This window comes from Devosia sp. 919, assembly GCF_013185965.1.
In the GTDB taxonomy this organism is placed as follows: Bacteria; Pseudomonadota; Alphaproteobacteria; order Rhizobiales; family Devosiaceae; genus Devosia.
This window is the reverse complement of sequence record NZ_JABAOL010000001.1, coordinates 975,149-1,001,651: the sequence shown is the minus strand read 5'-3', so window position 1 is coordinate 1,001,651 and position 26,503 is coordinate 975,149. Positions and strand designations below refer to the sequence as shown.

Genomic DNA, 26,503 nt, shown 5'->3' with positions numbered 1-26,503 from the left:
AAAGGCGGGGCCCTCAGGCCGGGGCGCTGGCGTGATCACTGGCAGGATAAACGCCCAGAATGCGGAACTGGTCGGTGAAAAAGCCGAGCTCCTCAAAGGCCAGTTGCACCGACCGGTCGGTGGGATGGCCCTCGATATCGGCATAGAACTGGGTGGCGGTGAAGGCGCCCCCGACCATGTAGCTTTCCAGCTTGGTCATGTTGACGCCGTTGGTGGCAAAGCCGCCAAGCGCCTTGTAAAGCGCCGCGGGGACGTTGCGCACGCGGAACACGAAAGTGGTCTTGGTGTTGCCCGGAGCGGCGCGGCGTTCCTCACGCGAGAGGACGAGGAAACGCGTCGTGTTGTGGTCGGCGTCCTCGATATTGGAGGCCAGAACGTCGAGGCCGTAGATCTCGCCGGCAAAACGCGATGCGATCGCCGCCAGCGTCGGGTCGCCTTTTTGCGCCACTTCGCGGGCCGAGCCCGCGGTGTCGACCGCATTGATGGTGCGAAAGCCGTTGTCGGCGATGAATTTGCGGCATTGTCCAAGCGCCACCGACAGGGACTGGACGGCGCGAATATCGGACAGTTGCGTGCCGGGAAGGCCCAGCAGGTTCATTTCCACCCGGAGATAGGTTTCCCCGATGATGAAGAGCCCGCTCTGGGGCAGCAGGTGGTGGATGTCGGTGATGCGGCCATAAAGTGAGTTTTCCACCGGCACGACGGCGAAATCGGCGCGCCCGCTTTGCACCGCGGCCAGGGTTTCCTCGAAGGTCACGCAACCCATGACTTCGTCGAGAGGAAACACATTGCGTGCCGCCGCATGGCTGAAGGCGCCATTTTCGCCCTGAAACGCAATCTTCCTGCTCATCGATACACTCCGCTCGGCTGTGGGTGCAGCTTTTGAACCCGAGCCCGGCGGGTGTCAATTCGGCCAAGGCCCCGGCAATGAGCCCGGGCGGGGGAAATGTCGCACCACCGGATTGGGCAGTTGCGCCTTGATGGGCTTTGCGACTATCTTCCGCGCGCGGCGAACCGGGTGGTTGAGGGCAGCTTCTTTAGGCAGTCGCAAGTTGAACCCGCTTGGACTATCGTTCGTTCGGGGATGGACTGGTAGAGAGTTTCACATGGATTCGTTTGAGATTAACAAGATCATGGGCGCCGTACTCGGCACCCTGGTGTTTGTCATGGGTGCCAGCTTTGTGGCTGAAGCCATCTACCACCCCATTGAAGGGCGTGGCCCCGGCTATGCGCTTCCCGAACCCGAAGCGACCGAACTGGTGGCCGATGCAGGGCCGGCGGAAGCCGCAGCGCCCCTGGGCGTGCTGCTGGCGAGCGCCGATCCCGCGCGTGGCGCAACCGCCGTTCGCAAGTGCCAGTCCTGCCACAATTTCGGCGAGGGCGAAGGCAACAAGCAGGGCCCCCATCTTTATGGCGTTGTCGGCCGCCCCGAAGGCGCGGTGGAAGACTTTGCTTATTCCGACGCCCTGATCGCCCACAACGCCGCGGGCGATGTGTGGAGCTACGAGAATCTCGACGCCTTCCTGACCAGCCCGCGCGATTATGCGCCGGGCACCAAGATGGCGTTTGCCGGCGTGCGCAGCCCCGAAGAGCGTGCCGATATCCTGGCTTACCTGCAGACCCTGTCGCCCGATCCGGTGCCGTTCCCGGCAGCGGATGTGCCCGCGACCGAAACCGAGGCAGGCGCCGAGCCCCAGGCTGAAGAGCCGGCCGGCGAAGAAGCCGATGTTGCGCCGGCAGATCCGGTTGCGCCCAGCAATCCGGCCAGCACCGCGCCCGAAAACATCACCGTGCCAGTGGCGCCCGATGCGGCGGTGGAAACACCCGAGGAAACCATGACCGAATCACCGGTGGTGGGCACCCCGACGGGCAGCGGCACCCCCGCAACGAACCAGGCCCCGGCCAATCCGATGGCGCCGACCCAGGCCCCTTCGCCAGCGCTGCCGAACGATCCGGGCACGCCCCCAGCCGCACAGTAAGCGGTTCAAGCCTTCATCAAGCCGCGCCCTAAAGCGCGGCTTTCTTTTTGTCTAAACCCAGGACCTTCTCATGCTGCTGCTGCACCTTTCCGATCTGGACGAGGCCGGCTGGGCCGAGCGCCTGCGGGCAGCGCTGGGCGATTACCCGGTGGTGCGGCGCGGCGACCGGTTCGATCCGGCCGCCATACGCTACCTGCTGGTGTGGAAGCCCAAGCCCGATGCATTCGAGGGGCTCGACAATTTGGAACTGGTGCTTTCGATCGGAGCGGGCGTTGATGCGCTGCTCAAGCATCCCGGCCTGCCCGATGTGCCATTGATCCGGTTCGTGGACGAGGATCTGACGCAGCGCATGACCGATTATGTGGTGGCGCAGGTGACCATGCATCACCGACTCCATAGCCGCTTCCAGGCCGACCAGAAGGCGCGGCGCTGGAGCCAGCTTTACCCGCCCGCCGCCAGCGAAACCTGCGTCGGTATCATGGGGCTGGGCGTGCTTGGGCAGGATGCGGCGCGGCGCCTGGTGCCGCTGGGCTTTGCGGTGCGCGCCTGGAGCCGCACGCCCAAATCGGTGGACGGGGTTGAGGCATTCGTGGGCGCCGAGCAGTTCGACGATTTTCTTGCCGGCACCGATATTCTGGTGAACCTCTTGCCGCTGACGCCTGAAACCGCGGGCATCCTCAATATGGAAACCTTCCGCAAGCTGCGGCGCGGCAAGCTCGATGGTGGGCCGGCGATTGTCAATGCAGCGCGAGGCGGGCACCAGCGCGAGGCTGACATCGTCACGGCGCTAGGCGACGGTACGCTGGGGGCCGCGAGCCTGGATGTGTTCGAAACCGAGCCACTGCCGGTTGATAGCCCCCTTTGGGACATTCCCAACTGCTACCTCACGCCACACATCGCGGCGATCTCCAACCCGCAAACCGGGGCCACCTATTTTGCGCAGGTGATTGCCGATCACGAGGCGGGCAAGCCGCTGCGCAATGTGGTGGACCGCGGGCGAGGGTATTAGGAGCGGGCTTAGCGGGACGCGACAGCCTCTACGAGGCTGCGCGGGGGACCGCGAGGGCGCGACAGCCTCTACGAGGCTGCGCGGGGGACCGCGAGGGCGCGACAGCCTCTACGAGGCTGCGCGGGGCTGAACGCGACAACCCTGCGGGTTGCGCTGGGGCGATTAGCTTGCGGGTTGCGGCGGGCCGACAACCTTGCGGGTTGCGGCGGACTGCGCGGGCGCGACAGCCTCTACGAGGCTGCGCGGGGGTACCGCGCCTTGAGTACACCGTAGACGGCGCGGATGCCGTGGTCGGTGGCGCCGAAGGGGCGGCCGGCGCGCGCTTCGGGGGCCCAGGCCATGATGTCGAGATGCACCCAGGCGCCGGCATTGGCGACAAAGCGGCGCATGAACAAGGCGGCGGTGATGGAGCCGGCAAAGCCGCCCTGCCCGGCATTGTTCACATCGGCGATCTTGCTGTTCATCATGGCATCGTAGGGCGACCACAGCGGCATTTGCCAGAGCGGATCGTCCAGGGCGAGGCCGGCGGTCATAAGCTCGCGCGCCAGCGCATCATCGGTGGAAAACAGCGCGGGCAGTTCCGGGCCGAGCGCAACGCGGGCAGCACCAGTGAGCGTTGCCATGTCGAGCAGCAGTTCGGGGCTCTCCTCATCGGCCAGCGCCAGCGCATCGGCCAGGATCAGCCGGCCCTCGGCATCGGTGTTGCCGATCTCGACAGTCAGGCCCTTGCGCGATGGGAGCACGTCGCCCGGCCGGAAGGCGGCGCTGGCGATGGCGTTTTCCACAATGGGGATGAGGACGCGCAGGCGCAGGCCGAGCTTGGCCGACACGATGGCATGGGTGAGGCCCAAAATATTGGCGGCGCCGCCCATGTCCTTTTTCATCAACAGCATGCCGGCCGCGTTCTTGATGTCGAGCCCGCCAGTATCAAAGGTCACGCCTTTGCCCACCAGCGTCACCTTGGGATGGCTGGGATCGCCCCAGGAAAGGTCGAGCAGCCGCGGCGGCTGGTGCCCGGCGCGCCCCACGGCATGGATCAGGGGAAAGCCGGCGGCGAGCAGATCCTCGCCGACAGTGGCGGCAACACTCATGCCCCGCTCTTGGGCAAAGGTGCGGATCTGACGCTCGAATTCTTCGGGGCCAAAATCATTGGCCGGGGTATTGATCCAGTCACGCGCCAGGGTCGCCGCTTCCACGAGGCGCTCGACTTCGGCGGGATCGGCGCCTTCGGGCAGTGCCAGCTGCGGGGCGGGCTTGCCTTTTTTGTAGCGGGCGAAGCGATAGGCGCCGAGGCGGAACGCCACTGCCGCGAGCGTCGGATCGCCAAAGGCTCCGGCCAGGCGGTAATCGCCGGGCGCAAGCTTGGCGCCCGCCAGGCCCAGCACCATGGGGGAACGATCGCCCGCCTCGCCAAGCCCGAACAGATAAGCGCCAAGCGCGCCGTTTTCGCCTGGGACCGGCAGCAAGCGGCCGTGCTCGCCATCAAACGCATTGGCCTGCGCCCAGGCCAGCATGGTGGGATTGAGGCCGGCCCCATCGAGCCCGCCGGGTGCAAGGCAGATGATGGCAATGGGCTGGGTGGTGGTCATGGCTTGGTCCCTGAGATCGTGCAGTTTCTTAGCGCGCGTCGCGGTGCACCGGCAATCGCCAAAGCCCGACTTAACGGCGCGTTAGGGTTAATGTTCTACTAAAGCGCAGGCTTTCCTGGTTCGAGGTGTTTGCCGTGCTTGCCCTGCCCTGCCTACCCCCATTGCTGCGCTGTGCCGTGTTGGCGGGGATGACGACACTGCTGCTGGCCGGTTGTGCGTCGAACCGCTCGCTCACGGGGCCGGACGGAGCGGGAGTGCCCGCAGTGCAGAGTCAGCAGGGCCTGGGCGAACTGACCGAGCGCTACAAGCGCCAGCCCAAGGACAAGAACCTCATCATCCAATATGCCGCCGCGCTGCGCGATGCGGGCCAAAGCGGGCAGGCCGTGGCCGTGCTGGAAGCGGGGATGACGCATCACCCCACCGATACCGAAATCACCATCGCCTATGCCAAGGCGCTGACGGCCGATGGGCGCTTTACCCAGTCGCTGGCAGTGATCGACAAGGCCATCCGCCCCGATGCGCCGGACTGGAATGCACTGCTGGTCAAGGGCGCAACGCTGGACCAGCTGGGACGCAATGAGGAGGCGCGGCGGCTTTATACGCAAGCCCTGGCCCTCGCCCCCGGGGAAGCCCCGATCGAGGCCAATCTGGGCCTGTCCTATGCCATGACCAATGAACTGCCCCGGGCCGAGCAGCACCTGCGCCGCGCCGTGACCATGCGCGGTGCCAATACCCGCGTGCGGCAGAACCTGGCGCTGGTTGTGGGCCTGCAGGGCCGGTTCGACGAAGCGCGTGCGCTTTATGCCGCCGAATTGCCGCCCGAGCAGGTGGAAAGCAACATGACCTATGTGCGCTCGCTGCTGACCCAGCAGAATCGCTGGGAACGGGTCGGGCGGGGCTGAGGCTTGAGCCGAGCTGGCGCTTGCGGGGCGCTACAAGCTGCGATCGAGCGGGAGCGACGGGCTGCGCTCGCGCTGGAGCGACGAGCTGCGCTCGCGCTGGAGCGATAAGCCGTGCTTGCGCTTACATCCCCGTGTTCATCGGGGTGGCAAAAACCTTGATCATGGCGGGGGCCAGGATGACGACGAACAGCACGGGCAGGAAAAACAGGATCAGCGGCACGGTGAGCTTGGGGGGCAGCGATGCCGCCTTTTTCTCGGCTTCCGACATGCGCGATTCGCGGCCTTCCTCGGCCATGACGCGCAGGGCCTGGCCAACGGAGGTGCCGTAGCGATCAGCTTGGATCAGCGCGGTCATCACGGAACGCACATTGTCGAGCCCGGTGCGGCGCCCCAGATTTTCATAGGCGCGGCCGCGATCTTCGAGAAACGACAATTCAGCGGTGGTGAGGGTCAGCTCTTCAGCAAGCTCGACGCTTTGCTGGCCGATTTCCTTGGCCACGCGCTTGAAGGCATGTTCCATCGACATGCCCGCTTCCACGCACAGCAGCAGCAGATCGAGGCAATCGGGCCAGGCCTTGCGGATGGAGGCCTGGCGCTTGGAGATGGCGTTCTGCAGCAGCAGCTTGGGCAGGTAGGAGCCCGCCAGCCCCGCGCCGATGCTGTAAAGCAGGCTGAGATAAACCGGCCGTTCGGGCGAGGGGGCCATGACAAAGAAGTAAAAACCCACCAGCACGAAAATGCCGATCGGCGTGGCAAAGCGCATGAACAAATGGGTGGTCAGGTGCCCCTGCCCGCGATAACCGCCCATGGCGAGCTTGTCGACGGTGGCATCGTCCTGGAACGCTTTTTTGAGGTCGAACCGCTCCACCACCTTTTTCATATAGGTTTTGGTTTCGGCATTGCGGCGAATGGAGGAGCGGCCATCGCTTCCCAGCGCGCTGCCGCGCAGCCGCGCCATCTCCTCGGCGCGCATCTTGTCGCGTTCCAGCGCCACGCGCTTGATGCGGGTCTTCATCTCCGTCTTGACGATCAGGCTCGAGCCAAAGGTGAACACCACCGCAGCCGCGGAAACCGCGGCCAGCACGGCAATCAGGAATTCGCGCTGGGTCAAAAGCTCGACAATGTTCACAACAGCACGTCCTTGCCCAGGAGTTTAGAAATCGAACTGGATCATCCGGTTCATCACGAAGACGCCGAATGAGAGCATCACAAAGGCGACGCCCAGCCACATATTGCCGAGCGGCGTGGTGAAAAGCGGCGCCAGATAAGCGGGCGACACGACGCTGACCAGCGTGGCCACGACGAAGGGGAGCGAGCCGATGATCCCCGCCGAAGCCTTGGCTTCGGACGACATCGCCTTGACCTTTTGCTTCATCTTCTTGCGGTTGCGCAAAACGCGGGCGAGGTTCCCCAGCGCTTCGCTCAGATTGCCGCCCGCCTGTTGCTGGACGCTGATCACCACCACAAAGAAGTTGACCTCGGCCAGGGGTACGCGCTCGAGCAGCACCTGCACCGCGTCGGTCATCGACATGCCAAAGCTTTGCTGGTCGAGCACGCGCTGGAATTCGGACTTCACCGGCTCCTTGGCGTCCTTGGCAACCACGCGGATGGAATCGTTGAGCGGCAGGCCGGTCTTGACGCCGCGCACAATGGCTTCCACCGCGTTGGGCAGTTCATCGAGGAACTTGTCCTGGTATTTGCGGCGCTTGCGGCTGACATACATGCGCGGGCCGAGATAAGCGCCCGCCACGGCAAAGATCGCGGCGAAATAAAACGGCACCTGCACCAGAACCAGCAGCAGGAAGATGATCACGCCGGCGATGATGCTGTTGCGGATAAAGGTCGCTGGCTTGATGGTCATGCCGGCCTGGAACAGCAGCTGCGGCAGGTGCACGCGCTTTTTGGCGTTGAGGGCATCGGTCTGGCTCTTGAGCGCGTCCTGCACGCTTTTGCGGCGCTGGTCCCGCACGCGGGCGCTGTCGGTCGCAAGGCGCGTACCCCGGTCGACCTTGAATGCGGCGCGGCGCTTGGCGGCCCTGCGGCTACTCCCCAGTGCCGAAGGCACCAAGGCAAAGCCTGCGGCGCCGACCGCCACCATAGCCAGAAGAGCAAGCAGGAGCGCGTTCACCGGCTATGCCCCCAACAGCTCGTTCTGCTCGACATTGGCGTTTTCCAGCGCCTCGATCAGATTGGCTTCTTCGTTGAAATAGCGGGCGCGCTCGCTGAACTGGGGCTTGGTGATGCCGGTGGAGCGGTGGCGCCCCAGCAGCATGCCGTTCTGATCTTCGCCCATGATGTCGTAAAGGAAGATGTCCTGGGTCACGATCACATCGCCTTCCATCCCCAGCACTTCGGAAATATGGGTGATGCGGCGCGAACCATCGCGCAGGCGCGCGGCCTGCACGATCACGTCGATGGACGACACGATCATTTCGCGGATGGTGCGGCTGGGCAGCGAATAGCCGCCCATGGTGATCATGGATTCAAGACGCGACAGCGCTTCACGAGGGCTGTTGGCGTGCAGCGTGCCCATGGAGCCGTCATGGCCGGTGTTCATGGCCTGGAGCAGATCGAAGCTTTCGGGGCCACGCACTTCGCCCACGATGATGCGTTCGGGCCGCATACGCAGGCAGTTCTTGATGAGATCGCGCATGGTGATCTCTCCTTCCCCCTCGAGATTGGGCGGGCGGGTTTCAAGGCGCACCACATGGGGCTGCTGCAGCTGCAGTTCGGCGGAGTCCTCGCAGGTGATGACCCGCTCGTCCTTTTCGATGAAAGCGGTGAGGCAATTGAGGAGAGTGGTCTTGCCCGAGCCGGTACCGCCCGAGATCAGCACATTGGCGCGCACGCGGCCCAGGATGCGCAGCACTTCGGCGCCTTCGGGTGAGATCGAGCCATATTTGACCAGCTGCTGAAGGGTCAGCTTGTCCTTTTTGAACTTACGGATGGTGAGCGCAGCCCCGTCGATGGCGAGCGGGGGCGCAATGACGTTGACGCGCGAGCCATCGGGCAAGCGGGCGTCGCAGATGGGGGAGCTTTCATCAACGCGCCGGCCGACCTGGCTCACGATGCGCTGGCACACATTCATCAGATGGGCGTCGTCGCGAAAGCGCACATTGGTGAGCCGCACCCGGCCGCCCACTTCGATATAGCATTTCTGGGAGCCGTTCACCATGATGTCGGCGATGTCGTCGCGCGCCAGCAAGGGCTCGAGCGGGCCATAGCCCAACACGTCGTTGCAGATATCCTCGAGCAGGTCTTCCTGCTCGGAGATCGACATGATGATGGATTTCAGCGCGATGATCTCGGCGACGATGTCGCGAATTTCCTCTCGCGCCGCGTCCTGGTCCATGGTGGCCAGTTGCGACAGGTCGATGGAATCGATCAGGGCGTTGAAGATGGCCGACTTGGTGGCGAAATATTCCTTGTCGCGCTGCGCATCGACCGGGGTGCGCACATCAACCACCTCCTCGCCGCGAAGGCGCATTGCGGCAGCCTCGTCGCTGGCCCGGCGCACCGGATCGGAACGGACGGGCGCACGCTCGGGCGGCCGGGCCGGCGGGGCTACATTGACGCCGGGAGTATTGCCGCCAAAGGATGTACGCTTACCAAACATGCTCGTTGTACCGTTCTAGCCAGCGCTTGCCAAAGCGCCTCAGGCTCGCTTTTTCAGGAATGAAGGCATTTTGAGGCCGGAGGACTTGCCCGCCCCGCCCGGTGCCTGCCGGCCAGTGACGTGCAGGCCGACGGCGCGGAACACTTCGTTGATCTTGTTGTTGGCCGAGACCTCGGCGATCATCTGCCCATTATTGGCTGCCGTGCCGAAGAGAGCCGCATCAAACGGCACCTGGCCCAGTAGCTGGCATTCGATGGAATTGGCGAATTCACTGGCGCTGATCTCGGGCCGGCGCGGCAGGCCGACCTTGTTGAGCACAAGGCTCGGGGCACTTTCGGTGGGGCGCAGCGCCTTGATGGTGTCGGACAGGTTCTTGGCGTTGCGCAGGTTGGCGAGATCGGGCTCGGCGACGATCACCACCTCGTCGATGGTTGCGAGCGTGTGGCGCACCCAGGCGCTCCAGCTATGGGGAATATCGAGCACCACCACCGGCATGGACGACTGGCACATCTCGATGATGCCTTCGAACTCGCGTTCTTCGAAATCATAGGTCTGGTCGAGGGTGACCGGTGCGGTCAGCAGGTTGATGTGGTTGGCCGCCTTGCTCATCAGGCGATCCAGCATGGTCTGGTCGACCTTCTGGTTGGCCAGCAGCGCATCGGCGAGCCCATGGGGCGGATCCTGGTTGAAGTTGAGCCCGGCGGTGCCAAAGGCCAGGTCCATGTCAACGATCAAGGAATCCTGGCGCAGCGTCTGGGACACCATCCAGGCGACGTTATGGGCGATGGTAGATCCGCCGGCGCCACCCTTGGCCGACACAAAGCCCACAGTGCGCCCGATCGGGGCGGCGCCATCGGAGGCAAAGAGTTCGGTGATGGCGCCGACAATGGTCTGGGAGGTGGCGGGCAGGACGATATATTCCGATACGCCGGAGCGGATCAGCTCGCGATAAAGCATCACGTCATTGACATGGCCCAGAACGACTAGCCGGGTGGAGGCATCGCATACTTCGGCCAGACGCTCCAGTTCGCGCGAAATCTCGGCGGGCTGGAGGGTGGTTTCGATGATGACCAGATTGGGCGTAGGGTTGGATTTATAGGTTTCCACTGCCCCATCGAGCCCACCATTGTGAGTGGTAAGGGCCACCTTGGACATGCGCCGGTCGTGAATGGCGCTTTCCACCAATTGGGCGGTCTGGCTGTTTTCGCAAAAGGCCTGGATGGTGATGCGCGGAATGAGGCGAGCGCCCGAGGCGATCTCGGCCGCACCTTCTTCGATCTTGCGGGGCTCGGGGGTCAGAAAACTCATAACACTATTCTCCTTTGGCGCCTGCTGCCGCATCAATCGAGCATGAAGCCGACCGAGCCGCTGAAGCCGCCCCGCATTTCGGCGCGACCGCCGACGCCATACATTTTTTCCATCTTGCCCAGGAAAACCGCCTCGGCATCGCTGGCCGGTTCGCTGAAATCGGTGGGCACGGCAATGGTGCCGTGGGTGGGCTGCACCAGGTATGGCGTGACCAGGATCACGAGTTCGGTTTCCTGGCTTTGGTACTGACGCGAGCGGAAGAGCGCACCGAGGATCGGGATATTTCCCAAACCGGGCATCTGGTTGATGCCTTGGCTGACCCGCTCCTGCAGTAGCCCGCCGATCGCGAGGGTGGTTCCGGCAGGCAGCTCAATGGAGGTGGAGGCGCCGCGCTTGCTCAGCGAGCCGTCGGTCTGCGGCTCGGACACGCTGGTTTCGACCTTGAGGCCAATCTGACCGTTAGACTTAACGATCGGGGTGAAATCAAGCTCGACACCATAAGGCTTGTAGTTGGTGATGCGGCGGCCGTCATCGTCGAGATCGTAATAGGGCAGTTCGCCACCGGCGAGGAAATTGGCAGTTTGGCCCGATATGGCGGTCAAGGTTGGCTGAGCCAGAATCCGCAAGGCACCGCGGGTTTCAAGGGCACGGATTTCGGCATCGATATTCACATTGGCGATGGGGAAGTTGCCCGTCGCCCCATTGGTGGTGAAGTTGGTGCCAGCAGTGGTGTTGTTGAAGCCAAGATTGACCCCGCCAATCACCGCCGTTCCGGCCAGATTGATCCCCAATTCCTTGGCGGTGTTGCGGTTGATCTCGGAGACGGTGACCTGCAGCATGACCTGCTGGGCGCCCGCCACATCGATGATGTTGGCGACGTTCTTGGGATCACCAGCGAACTGAATTGCCACTTCCAAGGCACGATCTCGGTCCTCGGCGGATTGCACCGTGCCGGTCAGCACGACGCGATTGACCTCTTCGCCGAGTTGGCCGAGGGTAACGGACTCAACCTGGATATTGGAACCTGGGATGACGCGGGCCAGGGCGCCTTCCAGGGCGTTGCCGACCTGGGAGGGCTCTTCGAGCACCTTGATGTCGAGCACGCTAATGGTGCGGCCTTGGTCATCGAGAAAGAAGATGTTGGTATCGCCACCACCGATGCCCTGGACGATGGCGCGGGTGCGGGTGCGCATGATCGCCGCGGCCACGGTGGGCTGGGAGACGATCACTTCGGCGACTCCGGCCGGCAGGTCGACGATCAGCGATTTGTTGAGAGCCACGGTGGTGGAGCGAACCGCGCCATAAGCCGCTGCAGAGATGCTGAGTTGAGCGTCCTGGGCCTGCACCGGAGCGGTTGCGGCCGAGGGGATCAGCAGCGCCGCGCAAAGCGTAGGCAAGAGGCAACGGCGAAGGGCAGAGCGGGAAAAACGGGCGGCGGGGCTGATCATGGTTTTCACCGCTTACTGGAGCACGACCGCGGGGGGCGCGGAGGCTGCGGGCTCTGGTTGGCTGACGGCGGCCGGCACAACAGCCGGCAGAGCCGCATTGGGCTGAGTGGATTCCGGAACAGCGACGCTGGGCTGCGCCTGAGTGTTGCCCGACATAACACTTTGCTCGCGGCCGAAGCGGATCAGGCGAACGGTCTGGCTGCTGCCCACCGAAGTCGCGGCTTCGTTGAAATCGGCCATCGAGCGCAAGGTCAGCGACAACTCGCCCTGACCGGTGGAATTGACGAGGGTTTCGGCCTGGGAAGGATCAAGCTCCAGCGTGGCGATGGTGGCGTTCTCGAAGGCCTGGCCCTGGGTGCCCGATCCCGAGCCGGATTGGGCCGGATCGCTTTGGGTGCCGGCGCCGGTAACGCCCACTTCGCCAAGGCGCGTGCCGATGGCGAGAACGCGCACATTGGGCAGCACCACTTCGGAGACCTGCCCCATTTCGGTGGAGCGGGTCAGGAGCACATCGACATGGTCATTGGGCACAATGAAGCCCCCCGCGGCAGTGGCGGGTGCGACCGGCACCGACACGCCGCGCTTGCCGGATGCCAGAACGGCCGAGAGATAGCCCTGCCCCGTGGTGACCAACTTTTCCTGGCGGATGGGTTCACCCGGGAAGAACTCGAACCGCGCGACGGCGCCAGTCAGCTCTTCGGGCGCCTGCGGCATGGCGGAAATGGTGACGTATTCGGGCCGGATGGCGCTTTCGGGCCAGTCCTGCCATTGCACGGCCGCGCTGGACAAGCGCTCGCCGACACCGATGGGAGCGGCCGCCACCAGGATTTGCGTTTTGGTTTCAGCCGGCGCTGCCTGGGTAACCACCTGGGGGCCGGGCTGTTCGCCGCCCCGCATGACCAGGAATGCTGCAAGACCACCGGCGATCAACGCTACCAGCAACAGAATCAGACGCGCCGGCCTCATTGCCTACTCCGCTTGGTGGAGGGACACGGTTGGTCCCTTGATCCACCAAACAATGAGGCCAAAGGGTCAAAGTTTGGTTAAAGGAAGCTTGGCAATCGGAGTTAACGGGCTGCTAAGACTTGCATAATGCAAAGACGAGCAGTGTTGAGCGACGTGCTCAACTGAAGACTCAGGATGCGAGGCGCTCGAATATAGCGGAATTGGAATAAACCAAGAGACCCGCCATGGCCAATGCGACGCCATAGGGCACCCCTGACTTGCTGTCATGCAGCCGCTCGAGCCACTCGAAACGGGCCAGAAATGGCGTGAGCGGCAGTCGGCGCAGGGACAGAATCGCAAGGGTCAGGGCGCCCCCGAGCAGGGCGGCATAGACCAGGTAAGGCAGAGTCAGCCCCACGCCGAGCCACAGCGTGGTCGCTGCCGCCAGCTTGGCGTCTCCGCCACCGATCCAGCGCATTGCAAAGAAGGCAAAGCCGACCACCAATACGGCGAGGGCGCAGGCGATATGCATCGCCACGAGTTCAAGAGGTAGGCCAATGGCGAACGCCGTCGGCGCAAAACCCGCGACCAGCAGGAGCACCAGCTTGTTAGAAATGCGCATGGTCAACAGGTCGGACGAAGCCGCAAATGCCATGGCAAAGGGGAAAAACAGCAGGGCAAGCGTGGACAAGGAACCTGTCTCCAGTAATCGGGCTAGGCCCGCCGACACCGAGCATCGCAGATCATACTAACTCCTCTGAGCGCGGTTAGACGAGCACGGGCCAGCGGACATGCGCACACACTGTTGCAACAAGGAATGCTAACGGAAAGCGGCAAGGCACTCGGGTGCCGAGGCGAATAGCCTGCAGAACCAGGCCTAGCCACGATGAAGGGGAGGGGCAACTTGCTCCCTCCCCTCTGGCAATTTCGCAGCAGGAATTACGCCGCTGGAGCAGCAGTCGTCAGGCGTCCGGAGATTCTGCCAAATAACGCGGCCAAATCGGTACCCAGCGTGGTAGCTGCAGCAATGATTGCCACGGCGATCAGTGCGGCGATCAGGCCGTATTCAATAGCCGTCGCGCCGGACTCGTCCTGTGCGAAACGTGCGAAAATGTTCATTCCCAAGCTCCTTGCTCTCGTCATCGGGGTGACGCCATCGAGTGACAGGCCACGCATCGAACATGGCCCTAAACTATTCGGCAGCTGTTGAAATTGAGTTAAACGAAAGAGAACCCAAGTCGCGGGTTTGCTTATGATGATCAAGACCCTAACGGAAAGACTTGCATTTGAAGCAAGCAATGCAAGTCGCAAGTAGAGCTTGAATTTTGCTTTATTGCCCAGGTCCGCCGGCAGTAAGTTGGGTCAGGTGCAAGAACGCAGGGCCTCGAGTGGCGCAAGAACAGGTTCGTTCTCCCTTTATTTACCAATCTCGGTAACTCTAGCGGCATTGTACCCGAGTCCGGACCTGCCCATGCGCTCCCGTGTCGCCGCCTGCCTGGCTGCCTTGTTCGCCCTTGCCCCCCTGCCCGCTCTCCAGGCGGCGGAAACGGGGCCGATCAGCGTCAGCGTCAACATGGCCCGGGTGCTGCGCATCAGTGCGCCGGCGGCCACGGTGATCGTGGGTAATCCCGGCATTGCCGATGTGACCATTCAGGATTCCAAGACGCTGGTGTTGACCGGCAAGAGCTATGGCCAGACCAACCTGATCATCCTCGATAATGTCGGCAACCCGATCGCGGACACACTGATCGATGTGGTGCAGATGAGCTCGGGCGTGGTGACGGTGTATCAGGGCCTGCAGCGCACGAGCCTTGCCTGCGCGCCGATCTGCCAGCCCACCATAATGCTGGGCGACCAGAATGAGTATACCGCCAATACGCTGGCGTCCTCGCAGCTGGTCGGCACCGGTACCGGCAACTAAGCCAGTTTAGCCCCGCTTAACCATCCGGGCGAAGCTTCGTTGCCGAACCCTCGATCCTAACCATGGCTTAGGGGTACAGGCTTATTGTCTCGTTGCTAAAGCGAGCACCGCGATGATCCCAACCCTTCTTGCGCCCATTGCACGAGCCAGGCGCCTGCGCGCAGGCCGTCGCTTTGCCGGCGACAGCCGGGGCGCCGTCGCGGTGGAGTTCGCCCTCCTGGCCCTACCCTTTTTTGCAATCATCGCGGCCATTCTGCAGACCTCGCTGGTGTTCCTGTCCACCCAGGTGCTGGAAAGCGCGGTGCAGGATGCGTCCCGTTTGATCCGCACCGGTCAAGCCAAGACTGCCGGTTTTGACACGGCGCGGTTTCGTACCGAGGTGTGCAGCCGGCTGTACGGGCTGTTCCCCGATTGCGCCGGGCTGCATATCCGCGTGTCAACGGTAACAAATTTCACATCGGCGACAACGACGTCCCCGGTTGACCCCAACTGTACCACCGACTGCGAATGGACTGTCCCCTCCGGCTACGATGGCGGCAACCGATCCGATGTGGTGATGGTGCAAGTCTATTACAAATACCCAATCTTAGTGGACATTGGTGGGCTGGGCCTCGCCAACCTGCCGCAGAGCCAGCGCTTGCTGGGTAGCACGACAGTGTTCAAGAACGAGCCGTTCTGATGAAGGCCTGGCAAAATCTCTCGCAACTGATCATCCGCTGGCGTCAGGACAATCGCGGAGCTGCGGTGGTGGAATTTGCCCTCATCCTGCCAATCATGCTGGTCCTATATGCTGGCTCGATCGAAGCCAGTACGCTCATCACCATGGATCGCAAGGTACAGTCGACCGCCGGCGCCGTTGGCGACCTCGTGGCCCGCTCAGATGACGTGATCAGCACCACTCAGATCAACGACTATTTTCAGGCTGCTTCGAGGATACTTGCCCCATATTCAGCAGCTAACCTCAAGCAGGTAGTAACCTCGGTGCAGATCCGGGCCGACGGAACGACGCGGGTAGATTGGTCCCTCGGTTTTAACGGAGGAACCCCGCACGCCGTCAACGCCAGCATCGAGTTGCCAAACGCCATAAAGGACATCGTGCGCAACAAATATATCATCGTTGCCGAGGCATCTGCCCCGTTTGTGCCCATGTTCGACCTAGTCTTCCAGCAGGATATTCCCCTTTACCGCCAGAGCTTTTTCATGCCCCGGTTCCAGGGCGATCGCATCCAGTGTCAGGGCTGCTAGCTCGCTTGCACGACCCCCGCCGTCGTGCCACAAGCCGGCATCTGTCCACAGCCGGAAATTGCCATGACTGATACCCTCATCCCCGTGTTCGACATTGGCGGGGTCTTTGTGGACTGGAACCCCATGTATCTGTTCCGCAAGCTCTTTGAGAGCGAGGAAGATGCATTGTGGTTTCACCAGAATATCTGCACGCCCGACTGGAACTTGGAATTCGATGCCGGCACGCTTTACTCCGAAGGCGTCGCCAAGCTCGTGAGCCGGTTCCCCCGCTATTGGCGCGAGATCCAGGCGTTCGATCACCGCTGGACCGAAACCTTTGGGCCGATGATCCAGGGCACGATCGACATCCATGACGAGTTGATCGAGCAGGAGATCCCGACCTTCGCCATCACCAACTTTTCCTGGGAAAAGTGGATGACGCGGCTGGGGGAATGGCCGTTCCTCGAAAAGTTCGACGGGGTGATTGTTTCGGGGCTCGAAGGCCTCGTAAAACCCGATCCACGCATTTACCGCGTGTTCTGCGAACGCTATGGAATGGCGCCGGAAAGCTGCGTCTTTATCGATGACAGCGAGCCCAATGTGGTGGCGGCGCGCAAGTTCGGCATGCAGGCCATTCATTTCCAGTCGGCCGAAGACACGCGCCGCGAACTCATTCAGCTTGGCCTGCCGCTGCGCGAGCGCTGAGCGGCAGACCCGAAGCGGGGCTAGCCGAAGCGGCGGCCCCGCTCGATCACCTCGATCTTGTAGCCATCAGGGTCGGTGGCAAAAAAGAAACGCGCCACGAGCGTGTCGCCGTTCTTGAAATCGACGAGCTTGCCGACCGTAATGCTCTCCGCCTGGAAGCGCTGGTGCTCGGCATCGAGATCGTCCACCACGACGGCGAGATGACCATAGCCATCGCCCAGCTGATACGGCTCGGTGCGCCCTTTGTTGATGGTCAGTTCCAGCTCGAAGGCAACATCATCGCCGCGCAGGTAAACCAGGGTGAAATCGGGAAAATCGATCCGCTCGGCGATGTCGAGCCCAAAGGCACGGCGGTAAAACTCTACCGAGCGCTCCTCGTCGAGAACGCGGATCATGGTGTGAACGAGCTTGGCCATTTATTTGGTCCCGTACATGCGATCGCCGGCGTCGCCAAGGCCGGGCACGATATAGCCCTTGTCGTCGAGATGGCTGTCGATTGAGGCGGTGAACACCGGCACATCGGGATGGGCCGCGGTGAACCGCTTGATGCCCTCGGGCGCCGCGAGCAGGCACAAAAAGCGGATATTGTTGGCGCCGCGCTCCTTGAGCTTGTCGATGGCGGCCGTCGCCGAATTGGCGGTGGCCAGCATGGGATCAACCACGATCACCAGGCGATCGGCCAGGTTCGAGGGCGCCTTAAAATAGTATTCGACGGGCTCTAGCGTTTCATGGTTGCGATAAAGCCCGATATGGGCGACGCGAGCAGCTGGGACCAGGTCGAGCATGCCTTCGAGCAGGCCATTGCCGGCGCGAAGGATCGAGGCGAAAACCAGCTTCTTGCCCTTGATGGTGGGCGCATCGATCCTTTGCATCGGGGTTTCGATCGAGACCATTTCAAGCTCGAGATCGCGCGTGACCTCATAGCAAAGCAGCAGCGAAATCTCCCGCAGCAGCCGCCGGAAACTGGCCGTCGAGGTTTCCTTGTCGCGCATGATCGTGAGCTTGTGCTGGATCAGCGGGTGATCAACCACGGTGACGTTGCTGGGCAGGACATCGGTCATGGGATCACCTGAAATTGGGGGAAAGAAAGCTGCTGCCGTGTCGCCCCGGCGGCAGGGAAAGCCACTGGGCAAGGCTTTCGCCAATATCGGCGAAGCTGGGTCGGATGCCAATCTCGCCTGGCGAGAGCGCTGGGGAAAACACCAGAATGGGGATTTGCTCGCGCGTGTGGTCGGTGCCCGGCCAGGTCGGGTCATTGCCGTGATCGGCGGTGAGGACGAGGAGGTCATCGTGGCGCAGGGCCGCGATCAGCTCGGGCAGGCGCGCATCGAAATATTCGAGCGCTGCGGCATAGCCCGCGACATCGCGGCGGTGCCCGTATTCGCTGTCGAAGTCAACGAAATTGGTGATGACCAGCGCGCCCTCGGGCGCCATTTCCATTGCCTCGAGCGTGCGGTTGAACAATTGGGGCAGCCCGGTCCCCTTAAGCTTGTGGGTGACCCCATGGCCGGCATAGATGTCGGAAATCTTGCCGATGGCGTAAACCGCGTTGCCGGCCTCGGCATTGCGGTCGAGCAGGGTCGGTTCGGGCGGGGCGATGGCGAAGTCGCGCCGGTTGCCGGTGCGCTTGAAGCTGCCGCGATCCTCCCCGACAAAGGGGCGGGCGATCACCCGGCCGATCTGGAGCGGCGCGGTCAGCGCAAAGGCGGTCTGGCACAGTTGGTAGAGCCGATCGAGGCCGAAATGGGTTTCGTGCGCGGCGATCTGGAACACCGAATCCACCGAGGTGTAGCAGATGGGCATGCCGGTACGGATCGACTCTTCGCCCAGTTCGGCAATGATCTCGGTGCCCGAGGCGTGCTTGTTACCCAAAATACCGGGCAGGCCTGCCTGCTCGATAAGGGCAGCCGTCAGCTCGGGCGGAAAGCAGGGCTCGGTCGCGGGAAAATAGCCCCAGTCGAAGGGCACGGGCACCCCGGCGATTTCCCAATGCCCGGATGGCGTGTCCTTGCCCTTGGAGACTTCCCGGCCCACGCCGAAACGACCGCCGCGCGGTGTCGCGGACAACCCGGGCGGCACAGTGCCGGTGGAGAGCCGGACGGCGGCGCCGAGGCCCATGGCGTCGAGATTGGGCAGGCGCAGCGGGCCGCTGCGAAGGGCCGGGCGGTCGGCTTTGCCAGCGGCGGCATATTCGGCGATATGGCCCAGCGTATTGGCGCCCTCGTCGTCATAGGCCGCCGCATCGGGCGCGCCGCCGATGCCGACGCTGTCGAGAATGCAGAGAATGGCGCGGGGCATGGGCGTCAGGTCCTTGGGGTAGCGGGCGGCGGCAGCACGGCGGCGATCAGCGGCTGATCGGGCGCAGTTTCGCCCAGGCGGTAGGCAGCAACAAGGCGGCGTTCGGCCTCATCAGCACTGGCGGCGTCGCGGGCATGCAGGCGGGCGATGGGGGTGCGGTTATCCACCCTGGCGCCAAGCGGCAGCAGGTGGTCAAAGCCGACGCGATGATCGATCGTTTCCCCCGGCGATGTACGCCCGCCGCCTAATGCCACCACGGCCATGCCGACGCCTCGGGTATCGATGCTGGCCACAACACCCTCTTCCGGCGCAAACACGTCGCGCACCAGCGGTGCCGGAGCGAGATGGCGGTCCATTTGCTCGACGAAGTCCGTCGGTCCGCCCAGCGCCGCCACCATGCGGCTGAAGCGTTCGGTGGCGCGCCCGCTGGTGAGGGCTCCCTCGGCCAGTTCGAGCCCCGCTGCCTGGTCGGGCACCACGCCGCTCAGTTCCGCAAGGGCGGCGGCAAGGGCGAGCGTCACCTCACGCAGGCGAGCATCCTGGTGCTTGCCGGTGAGGAAATCGACAGCATTGCGCATTTCGAGCCCATTGCCGGCCGCGCTGGCGAGGGGCTGGTTCATGTCGGTGATCAGCGCTGATGTGCGCAGCCCTGCCCCATTGGCGACATCGACGAGGCTTTGCGCCAGTTCGCGCGATTGTTCGAGCGTCGGCATGAAGGCGCCCGAGCCGGTCTTGACGTCAAGGATCAGGGCCCCCAAACCGGCCGCCAGCTTTTTCGAAAGGATGGAGGCGGTGATGAGGGGGACCGACTCCACCGTGCCGGTGACATCGCGAATGGCGTACAGCGTCTTGTCGGCAGGGGCGAGATCGGCGGTCTGCCCGATCACGGCGCAGCCCACCTCGCGCACCACCCGGCGGAAAAGCGCATTGTCGGGGCTGGTGGAATAGCCGGGAATGGCATCGAACTTGTCGAGCGTGCCCCCGGTATGGCCGAGCCCGCGCCCCGAAATCATCGGCACGAACATGCCCATGGCCGCCAGGATGGGCGCCAGCATCAGGGACACATTGTCCCCCACTCCGCCGGTGGAATGCTTGTCGGCTACCGGCCCATCGAGATCGGACCAATCGAGCACGGTGCCGCTGTCGCGCATGGCCAGGGTCAGTGCTACCCGCTCGGGCATGTCCATGCCGCGGAAATACACCGCCATGGCCAACGCCGCCGCCTGGGCATGGCTGACCGAACCATCGCCAAGGCCGGCAATGAAACGGGCAATGTCAGCGGGCGGCAGAGCCCGGCCGTCGCGCTTGCCGAGGATGATTTCCTGGGGGAGAAAGCTCATCTACGAACCCTCCCCGCTCACGCCCCGTATGGGATCCAGACATTTTTGATCTGGGTGGCTTTGGCGAGGAAGTAGTCGCCGGCGAATTTTTGTGCGTCGGTGAAGTCGAAGCGGCGGCCGCTTGTGGTCCAGGTTTGCTTGAGATTGCCGGCCGAAACCTTTTCGAGGAGGGCAGAGGCTTCCGCCGAGCCGCAGAACCAGAGGGCGTCGACGCCGTGGTGTTCGGCCAGCGTTTTGCCCAGGCTCTCGCCATTGCCGGTGACGATGTTGACGACCCCTGCCGGAACGTCCGAGGTTTCGAGTACCTGGTAGAGGTCGGTGACGCTGAGCGGCGCAGGGGCGGATGGCACCAGCACCACAGTGTTGCCCATCGCAATGGCCGGGGCGAGCAAGCTCACCGCCCCCAGCAGCGGTTGCTCGGCCGGCGCGACAATGCCCAATACGCCGATGGGCTCGACCATGGCGGCAGCGACGGCCCGTGTGGGCGGATTGTGGATGGCGCCATCATATTTGTCGGCCCAGCCGGCAAAGGCGAAGAGCCGCTCGATGCTGGCGGCCACTTCGGCTTCACCATCCCCGCCGGTTTGCGCCGCGATGCGGCGGGCAAATTCGGCGCGGCGGTAGTCGAGGTTTTCAGCGAGGAAATAAAGGATCTGCGCGCGATTATGAGCGGTCGTATTGCTCCAGCCCAGCGCCTTGCGCGCTGCTTCCACGGCGTTGCGGATATCCTTGCGATTGCCTTCGCCCACTTCGCCAATCAGGCTGTCATCGGTGCCATGAACGGGCAGCGAATAGCCGCTATCGGGGCGGGCCTGCTTGCCGCCGATATAAAGCTTGGCCGTCTGGTCGAGGCTGTCGAGCGGATTGGCGGATGGCCGCGCCGGTGCTTCGAGCGGCTCGGCATCCGGGGCAGCGGCGAGCGGCAATTCGTGTTCCCAGGCGGGGCGCAGATAGCTTGCCATGCCTTCGCGCCCGCCTTCGCGACCAAAGCCGGATTCGCGCACGCCGCCAAAGCCCACGGCCGCATCGAACTGGTTGGTGCCGTTGATCCACACCACGCCCGCCTTAAGTTTTGGGGCAATATCGAGCGCCAGATTGATGTTCTCGCTCCAGATCGTGGCAGCGAGGCCAAATTGGGTGTTGTTGGCCAGCGCCACTGCCTCCTCGGGCGTCCGGAAGCTCATCGCCACCAGCACCGGCCCGAAGATTTCTTCGGCCACCAGCGTATTGGCGGGCGAAACATTGGTGACCAAGGCGGGCTTGAGGTACGCGCCCTTGGCGGGCAGTTCGCCCTCGGCCTCGAAGACTTCGGCCCCCTGGGCGATGCCCTTGGCCATCAGCTTGCGGACGCGCTCCACCTGCACCGGGTCGATCATGGCGCCCACATCGATGGATTTATCGAGCGGATCGCCGAGGCGCAGCGTGGCCATGCGCGTCTTGAGCTTCTTGATGAAGCGCTCGGCGATGGATTCCTGCACGAGCAGCCGCGAGCCGGCACAGCAGACCTGGCCCTGGTTGAACCAGATCGCGTCCACGAGCCCTTCGGCGGCGCTGTCGAGATCGGCATCGTCAAAGACGAGGTAGGGGCTCTTGCCCCCCAGCTCGAGCGAAAGGCCCTTGCCCGAACCGGCAGTGGCGGCGCGGATGGCCTTGCCCACTTCGGTCGAGCCGGTAAAGGCGATCTTGTCGATGCCGGGATGGGCGACGATCGCCTGGCCCGTGTCGCCGGCGCCAGTGACGATGTTGACCACGCCCGGTGGCAGGCCGACCCTCTCGCAGATTTCGGCAAACAAGAGGGCCGTCAGCGAGGTGAATTCGGCCGGCTTGAGCACCACAGTATTGCCGGCGGCGAGAGCCGGCGCGATCTTCCAGGCCAGCATCAGCAGCGGAAAATTCCACGGGATGATCTGCCCGCAAACGCCATAGGGCACCTGGCCTGGAAAGCTGCGCGCGGCATGCTGGGCCCAGCCGGCATGATGGTAGAAATGGCGCGCCACCAGGGGAATATCGATGTCGCGCGATTCCCGGATCGGCTTGCCATTGTCGAGGGTTTCGAGCACGGCAAACAAGCGCGCATGCTTTTGCACCGCGCGCGCCAGCGCATAGAGATATTTAGCGCGCTCAAAGCCTGAAAGCGCGCTCCAGCGGGGGAAAGCGGCGCGGGCGGCGCCCACGGCGGCGTCCACATCTTGAGCGGTGCCGGGGGTGATCAGCGCAAGGGGTTCGCCCGTCGCCGGATTATGGGTGGGGAAGGTCGTCCCCGGCGCGGTCCACTGCCCAGCGATGAAGTGACCAAAGCGTCTGTTGTGCCTATCGAGCCAGGTGATCGCGGCATCGGCGGCTTCGGGAGCAGGGCCGTAGTCGAGGGTTTCGAAGATTTGCGCGATCTTGTTCATAACTGGCGTCCCCTTCTGGCTAGCCGCCGCGTTGTACGTCTTGCGAAAGTGCCTTGCGTCGTTCCGGATCAGAAATGCTTTCGGCACAGAACATTGCGACGAGGCGCCCTGCACTGTCCGGGCCGAACCACATTTGGTGTTGATCGAACCAAACGGGTACCATTTCCACTTTGCTACACCCAAAGTCCACCCAGCAAAAATAGGCGCCTTTGAACTGAAAGCCGGCTTGTTCTTCCATGAGTTCAAGGCGACAGGTCGTGACTGCTACCTTGTCCGCGATGGTGGGAGCAGGCACGGCCTCGAACTGCTCTCCCAGGAAGCTGGCCACCGCGTTTGGTGCCGGATGGAAAGCACCGTCATCCGGAAGCAGTATGGGCTGTTGAACGCTTGCAGCTACCAGCGGCCACAGCGATACCAACTTTGGAAGGAACGGGAACATCTCACACCATCGGCTGGCGATAATCCGCGGCGTAGTGCCCGGTTACGCCATGCTCGAGCTGGCGCTCGATATCGGTGAGCAGGCTCGAAGCGCCGAAGCGGAACAGATGCGGCTGCAGCCAATGGGTGCCCAGCTCTTCTTTCATCAACGCCATATAGGCCAGCGCGTCCTTGGCCTGGGAAATGCCGCCGGCCGGCTTGTAGCCGATCTCGATGCCGGTTTCCTCGGCAAACCAGCGGATCATGCGGATCATGGCCAGCGAAGTCACGAGATTGGCGTTGGTTTTTTCCTTGCCGGTCGAGGTCTTGATGAAATCAGCGCCAGCCAGCATGCAGACGAGCGACGCCTTGGCAATATTGGTGAGGGTTGCCAATTCCCCGGTGCCCAGAATGGTCTTGATATGGGCGTCGCCACAAGCCTGCCGATAGGCGCGGATCTGATCGTAGAGCCCCTGCCAGTCGCCCCTGAGCACGGTGCCGCGCTCGATGACGATGTCGATTTCCCGCGCCCCATCGGCAACGGAAAGCTCGATTTCGCGCAGCTTGGTTTCAAGGGGCGCAAGACCATGCGGAAAGGCGGTGGATACTGCCGCCACGGGAATGCCGCTGCCTTCGAGCGCGTGCACGGCCGTGGCGACAAAGCTATGGTAGACGCAGACTGCGCCGGGCACGATGCGCAGCTTTTCCGCGCCCAGGCGCTTGAGAATTTCGGGGCGCACCGGCTGGCGCGCCTTGGCGCAAAGCCGCTCCACCCGCGCGGGCGTGTCATCGGCATTGAGCGTCGTCAAATCGAGCAGCGTGATCGCCTTGAGCAGCCAGGCGAGCTGATAATCCTTTTTCACCGTGCGGCGGGCGCCGATCGTGCCGGCCCGGCGCTCGAGGGCGGACCGGTTCATCACCGTTCTTTCCACCCAATCGAGATCGAGGGTGAAGCCGGGATTGCGGCGATGCACCGGGGCGGTTGGTTGCTGGTTGACGACCCTCAGGCTCATAGTTCCTCCACCAGCGCGGGGATCAGCTGCTTGAGCTTGTCCGCGCCCGCAACGGCCATGGTCTTGGTGTGCTCATGGCTGATGTTCTCGCTCGACAGGCCCGCGCCCATATTGGTGATCGAGGAGCAGGCCCACACCTTCATCCCAAGGAAACGCGCGAGGATCACTTCTGGTGCCGTGGACATGCCGACGGCCTGGGCGCCCAGGCGGATTGCCATCTGGATTTCGGCTACAGTTTCAAAGCTCGGGCCGGAATACCAGAGATAAATGCCCTCGCCCAAATGCAGCCCCCGCCGCTCCGCAATGTCCATGGCCTTGGCGCGCAGCTCGGGGGCATAGCAATCCACCATATTGGTGAAGCGCCGGTCGGTGGCCTCCCCGATCAGCGGGTTCATGCCGGCATAATTGATGTGATCGGAGATCATCATCAGATCGCCCGGGCGCAGGCGCTCATCGATCGAGCCGGCCGAATTGGTCAGCAGCAGGGTGTGCGCGCCGAGCTCCGCCATGGTTTCAAGCGCCGGGCGCATGGCGGCGGCATTGCCATGCTCATAATAATGCTCGCGCCCGGTCAGCACCGCGATGCGCTTGCCGCCCATCGTGCCGATCAAGAGGTCACGCCCATGGCCCGAAACGCCGCCACCCGGAAAGCCCTTGAGCTCGCTATAAGGGATGGCGATGGCGTCCGCCAACTGCTCGCCAATCGAGGACAGCCCCGAGCCCAGCACAATGGCGGCGCTGATGGGTTCCTTGCCCGCGATCTGGCGAATGGTCTTGGCGGCTTTGGTCATGGTTTTGGTCTCGTTTTTGGTTTTTTATATGTGGCGGGTTTGGTGCGGGACCTAAACCCCTTCCTGGCCCTACTTAAGGGAAGGGACACACATTCTTGGCTGAGCGAAGCGGAACACAAGGCGGGCGGCTCCTGCCCTCCCACCCCTCAAGGGGGAGGGGACGCAGGCAACCAGACCCCGCCTTCCCAAAAAACTCACTTCGGCAGGTATTCTGGCCCGAAACTGTGCGGCAGCAATTGTTCGAGCGTCGTCAGCAGCGGCTCGCCCTCGACGCCATGCGAGATCACCGTGACATCGAGATCGGCAAATTCGCGGATGCGCTGGCGACAGCCGCCGCAAGGGGTGACCGGCGCGGCCCCAGGGCCCGTCACATAGATGCGGGCAATGCGCTTGCCGCCCCCGGCGATCATCGCGGCAATGGCCGAAGCTTCGGCGCAATTGCCGACGGGGTAAGCTGCGTTTTCGATGTTGCAGCCGCTATAGATCTGCCCGTCATCGGCGAGGATTGCCGCGCCCACCGTAAAGCGGGAATAGGGCGCATAGGCCTTGGCGCGGATGGCTTCTGCGGCCTGGAACAGCGCCTCGTCGGTGGCATCGCTCAGCATGGCAAGGGTCCTTTCGGGGGCAAGAAAGCTAGCGCTCCTTGGTATAGGCCACGCCGCCCGCCTTGGGGCCCACGGCCTTGCCGATAAAGCCCGCGAGCAGCACCACGGTCAGCACATAGGGCAGCGCCTGGATGGCCTGCACCGGCACGACGCCGATGATCGGCAGCTCGAAGTTCTGCAGGCGGATCTGCAGCGCGTCGAGGAAGCCGAACAGGAGGCAGGTGAACATGGCGGGCACCGGCTTCCACTTGGCAAAGATCAGCGCGGCGAGCGCGATATAGCCCTTGCCGGCCGTCATGTTGTTGCCGAAACCCGAGCCCTGGGCGATGGAGAAATAAGCGCCAGCGAGCCCGCAGAGCACCCCGGTGATCAGCACGGCCTGGAAGCGCAGCTTGTTGACCGAAATGCCGGCGGTATCGACCGCCTTGGGGTTTTCGCCGACCGCCCGCAGGCGCAGGCCAAAGCGGGTGCGATACAGCACATAGGCGGTGACGGCCACCATGGCGAAGGCGACATAAACCAGGATGTAGTGGCCCGAGATCAGGTCGGCATAGATGGGGCCGATGATTGGCACCCCGGACAATTCACGCGCGAAAGGCAGCTCGATCGTGCCGAAGCGCCCGCTCGGCGGCAAGGCCGGGGTGCGGCCGCCCTGGCGGAACCATTGCTGCCCGAGAAAGGTGGTCAGCCCCGCCGCCAGCATGTTGATGGCGACGCCCGCGATCAGCTGGTTGCCCTTGAGGGTAATGGCGGCGACGCCCTGCAACAGGGCGGTCGACACCGAAACCAGCGTGCCGGCGAGCAAGCCCAGCCAGACCGAGCCGCTGACGGCCGCGACGGCGGCGGCGGCAAAGGCGGCCGCCAGCATCTTGCCTTCCAGGCCGATATCGAAAATGCCGGCCCGCTCGGAATAGAGGCCGGCAAGGCACGCCAGCAGCAGCGGGGTCGAGAGGCGCAGCGTCGCATCGAGAATGGACAGAACGGCCGAGATATCCAT

27 protein-coding genes are annotated in these 26,503 nt (G+C 63.4%); 7 read left to right on the top strand and 20 right to left on the bottom strand.

Going from position 1 to position 26,503, the window contains the following annotated elements; translation table 11 throughout:
- Nucleotides 1–13: 13 nt before the first annotated feature.
- On the bottom strand, nt 14–850 hold the full coding sequence (locus tag HRQ64_RS04800; protein WP_172122410.1) for a prephenate dehydratase: 837 nt from the start codon (nt 848–850) through the stop codon (nt 14–16).
- Between the two features lie 256 nt (nt 851–1,106).
- Here HRQ64_RS04800 and HRQ64_RS04795 point away from each other — a divergent pair, with 256 nt between their 5' ends.
- Nucleotides 1,107–1,979 (top strand): cytochrome c family protein, encoded by an 873-nt coding sequence (locus HRQ64_RS04795; RefSeq protein ID WP_127751988.1) that lies wholly within the window; start codon nt 1,107–1,109, stop codon nt 1,977–1,979.
- A 70-nt stretch (nt 1,980–2,049) separates the two neighbouring features.
- On the top strand, nt 2,050–2,988 hold the full coding sequence (locus tag HRQ64_RS04790; RefSeq protein ID WP_172122409.1) for a glyoxylate/hydroxypyruvate reductase A: 939 nt from the start codon (nt 2,050–2,052) through the stop codon (nt 2,986–2,988).
- Nucleotides 2,989–3,218: 230 nt separating this feature from the next.
- On the opposite strand, the gene HRQ64_RS04785 is transcribed toward HRQ64_RS04790, so the two are convergent.
- Complete coding sequence (locus tag HRQ64_RS04785) at nt 3,219–4,577, bottom strand: leucyl aminopeptidase family protein (RefSeq protein ID WP_172122408.1); 1,359 nt, start codon at nt 4,575–4,577, stop codon at nt 3,219–3,221.
- 263 nt (nt 4,578–4,840) lie between these two features.
- Here HRQ64_RS04785 and HRQ64_RS04780 point away from each other — a divergent pair, with 263 nt between their 5' ends.
- The gene (locus HRQ64_RS04780) at nt 4,841–5,479 is read left to right on the top strand and encodes a tetratricopeptide repeat protein (RefSeq protein WP_172122407.1); all 639 of its coding nucleotides are present in this window, start codon (nt 4,841–4,843) and stop codon (nt 5,477–5,479) included.
- Between the two features lie 121 nt (nt 5,480–5,600).
- On the opposite strand, the gene HRQ64_RS04775 is transcribed toward HRQ64_RS04780, so the two are convergent.
- From HRQ64_RS04775 to HRQ64_RS04740, 8 genes are all read right to left on the bottom strand, one after another.
- A complete protein-coding gene (locus HRQ64_RS04775; protein ID WP_127751984.1) occupies nt 5,601–6,608 on the bottom strand; it encodes a type II secretion system F family protein in 1,008 nt (335 codons plus the stop codon).
- A 24-nt stretch (nt 6,609–6,632) separates the two neighbouring features.
- Entirely contained in the window at nt 6,633–7,607 is a 975-nt protein-coding gene (locus HRQ64_RS20435; RefSeq protein WP_127751983.1) for a type II secretion system F family protein, read from the bottom strand.
- Between the two features lie 3 nt (nt 7,608–7,610).
- The gene (locus HRQ64_RS04765; RefSeq protein ID WP_172122406.1) at nt 7,611–9,095 is read right to left on the bottom strand and encodes a CpaF family protein; all 1,485 of its coding nucleotides are present in this window, start codon (nt 9,093–9,095) and stop codon (nt 7,611–7,613) included.
- 39 nt (nt 9,096–9,134) lie between these two features.
- Nucleotides 9,135–10,403: an AAA family ATPase gene (locus HRQ64_RS04760; protein ID WP_172122405.1), complete on the bottom strand. Its 1,269-nt coding sequence runs from the start codon at nt 10,401–10,403 to the stop codon at nt 9,135–9,137.
- Between the two features lie 32 nt (nt 10,404–10,435).
- Nucleotides 10,436–11,851 carry a type II and III secretion system protein family protein gene (locus HRQ64_RS04755; protein ID WP_172122404.1) on the bottom strand — a complete coding sequence of 472 codons (1,416 nt, stop codon included), beginning with the start codon at nt 11,849–11,851 and terminating at the stop codon, nt 10,436–10,438.
- Between the two features lie 12 nt (nt 11,852–11,863).
- On the bottom strand, nt 11,864–12,817 hold the full coding sequence (gene cpaB, locus HRQ64_RS04750) for a Flp pilus assembly protein CpaB (RefSeq protein WP_172122403.1): 954 nt from the start codon (nt 12,815–12,817) through the stop codon (nt 11,864–11,866).
- A 169-nt stretch (nt 12,818–12,986) separates the two neighbouring features.
- Nucleotides 12,987–13,487, bottom strand: coding sequence for a prepilin peptidase (locus tag HRQ64_RS04745; RefSeq protein WP_248305223.1), 501 nt, complete (start codon nt 13,485–13,487; stop codon nt 12,987–12,989).
- Nucleotides 13,488–13,735: 248 nt separating this feature from the next.
- Entirely contained in the window at nt 13,736–13,915 is a 180-nt protein-coding gene (locus HRQ64_RS04740) for a Flp family type IVb pilin (RefSeq protein ID WP_127751978.1), read from the bottom strand.
- 352 nt (nt 13,916–14,267) lie between these two features.
- Here HRQ64_RS04740 and HRQ64_RS04735 point away from each other — a divergent pair, with 352 nt between their 5' ends.
- The 4 genes from HRQ64_RS04735 to HRQ64_RS04720 all read left to right on the top strand — a co-directional run bounded on the left by HRQ64_RS04735 (nt 14,268) and on the right by HRQ64_RS04720 (nt 16,646).
- Entirely contained in the window at nt 14,268–14,717 is a 450-nt protein-coding gene (locus HRQ64_RS04735) for a pilus assembly protein N-terminal domain-containing protein (RefSeq protein WP_127751977.1), read from the top strand.
- A 112-nt stretch (nt 14,718–14,829) separates the two neighbouring features.
- Nucleotides 14,830–15,396 (top strand): TadE/TadG family type IV pilus assembly protein, encoded by a 567-nt coding sequence (locus tag HRQ64_RS04730; RefSeq protein ID WP_172122402.1) that lies wholly within the window; start codon nt 14,830–14,832, stop codon nt 15,394–15,396.
- Nucleotides 15,396–15,962, top strand: coding sequence for a TadE/TadG family type IV pilus assembly protein (locus HRQ64_RS04725; RefSeq protein WP_172122401.1), 567 nt, complete (start codon nt 15,396–15,398; stop codon nt 15,960–15,962). The genes HRQ64_RS04730 and HRQ64_RS04725 overlap by 1 nt, the downstream gene beginning before the upstream one ends.
- A 63-nt stretch (nt 15,963–16,025) precedes the next feature.
- On the top strand, nt 16,026–16,646 hold the full coding sequence (locus HRQ64_RS04720) for an HAD family phosphatase (protein WP_127751974.1): 621 nt from the start codon (nt 16,026–16,028) through the stop codon (nt 16,644–16,646).
- A 20-nt stretch (nt 16,647–16,666) separates the two neighbouring features.
- Here HRQ64_RS04720 and HRQ64_RS04715 read toward each other — a convergent pair whose 3' ends face one another.
- The 10 genes from HRQ64_RS04715 to HRQ64_RS04670 all read right to left on the bottom strand — a co-directional run bounded on the left by HRQ64_RS04715 (nt 16,667) and on the right by HRQ64_RS04670 (nt 26,503).
- Entirely contained in the window at nt 16,667–17,062 is a 396-nt protein-coding gene (locus HRQ64_RS04715; protein WP_172122400.1) for a VOC family protein, read from the bottom strand.
- On the bottom strand, nt 17,063–17,707 hold the full coding sequence (gene upp, locus HRQ64_RS04710; RefSeq protein WP_127751972.1) for a uracil phosphoribosyltransferase: 645 nt from the start codon (nt 17,705–17,707) through the stop codon (nt 17,063–17,065).
- Nucleotides 17,708–17,711: 4 nt separating this feature from the next.
- Nucleotides 17,712–18,944 (bottom strand): phosphopentomutase, encoded by a 1,233-nt coding sequence (locus HRQ64_RS04705; protein ID WP_172122399.1) that lies wholly within the window; start codon nt 18,942–18,944, stop codon nt 17,712–17,714.
- Between the two features lie 5 nt (nt 18,945–18,949).
- A complete protein-coding gene (gene deoA, locus HRQ64_RS04700; protein ID WP_172122398.1) occupies nt 18,950–20,284 on the bottom strand; it encodes a thymidine phosphorylase in 1,335 nt (444 codons plus the stop codon).
- A gap of 17 nt (nt 20,285–20,301) precedes the next feature.
- Nucleotides 20,302–22,680, bottom strand: a complete 2,379-nt coding sequence (locus HRQ64_RS04695) for an aldehyde dehydrogenase family protein (protein WP_172122397.1) — start codon at nt 22,678–22,680, stop codon at nt 20,302–20,304.
- Nucleotides 22,681–22,699: 19 nt separating this feature from the next.
- Entirely contained in the window at nt 22,700–23,119 is a 420-nt protein-coding gene (locus HRQ64_RS04690) for a hypothetical protein (protein WP_172122396.1), read from the bottom strand.
- Nucleotide 23,120: 1 nt separating this feature from the next.
- The gene (gene deoC, locus HRQ64_RS04685; protein WP_172122395.1) at nt 23,121–24,110 is read right to left on the bottom strand and encodes a deoxyribose-phosphate aldolase; all 990 of its coding nucleotides are present in this window, start codon (nt 24,108–24,110) and stop codon (nt 23,121–23,123) included.
- Nucleotides 24,107–24,901, bottom strand: coding sequence for a purine-nucleoside phosphorylase (locus tag HRQ64_RS04680; RefSeq protein WP_172122394.1), 795 nt, complete (start codon nt 24,899–24,901; stop codon nt 24,107–24,109). Before HRQ64_RS04680 ends, deoC begins: the two co-directional genes overlap by 4 nt.
- A 194-nt stretch (nt 24,902–25,095) precedes the next feature.
- On the bottom strand, nt 25,096–25,506 hold the full coding sequence (locus tag HRQ64_RS04675; RefSeq protein ID WP_127751966.1) for a cytidine deaminase: 411 nt from the start codon (nt 25,504–25,506) through the stop codon (nt 25,096–25,098).
- Nucleotides 25,507–25,534: 28 nt separating this feature from the next.
- On the bottom strand, nt 25,535–26,503 hold the full coding sequence (locus HRQ64_RS04670; RefSeq protein WP_172122393.1) for an ABC transporter permease: 969 nt from the start codon (nt 26,501–26,503) through the stop codon (nt 25,535–25,537).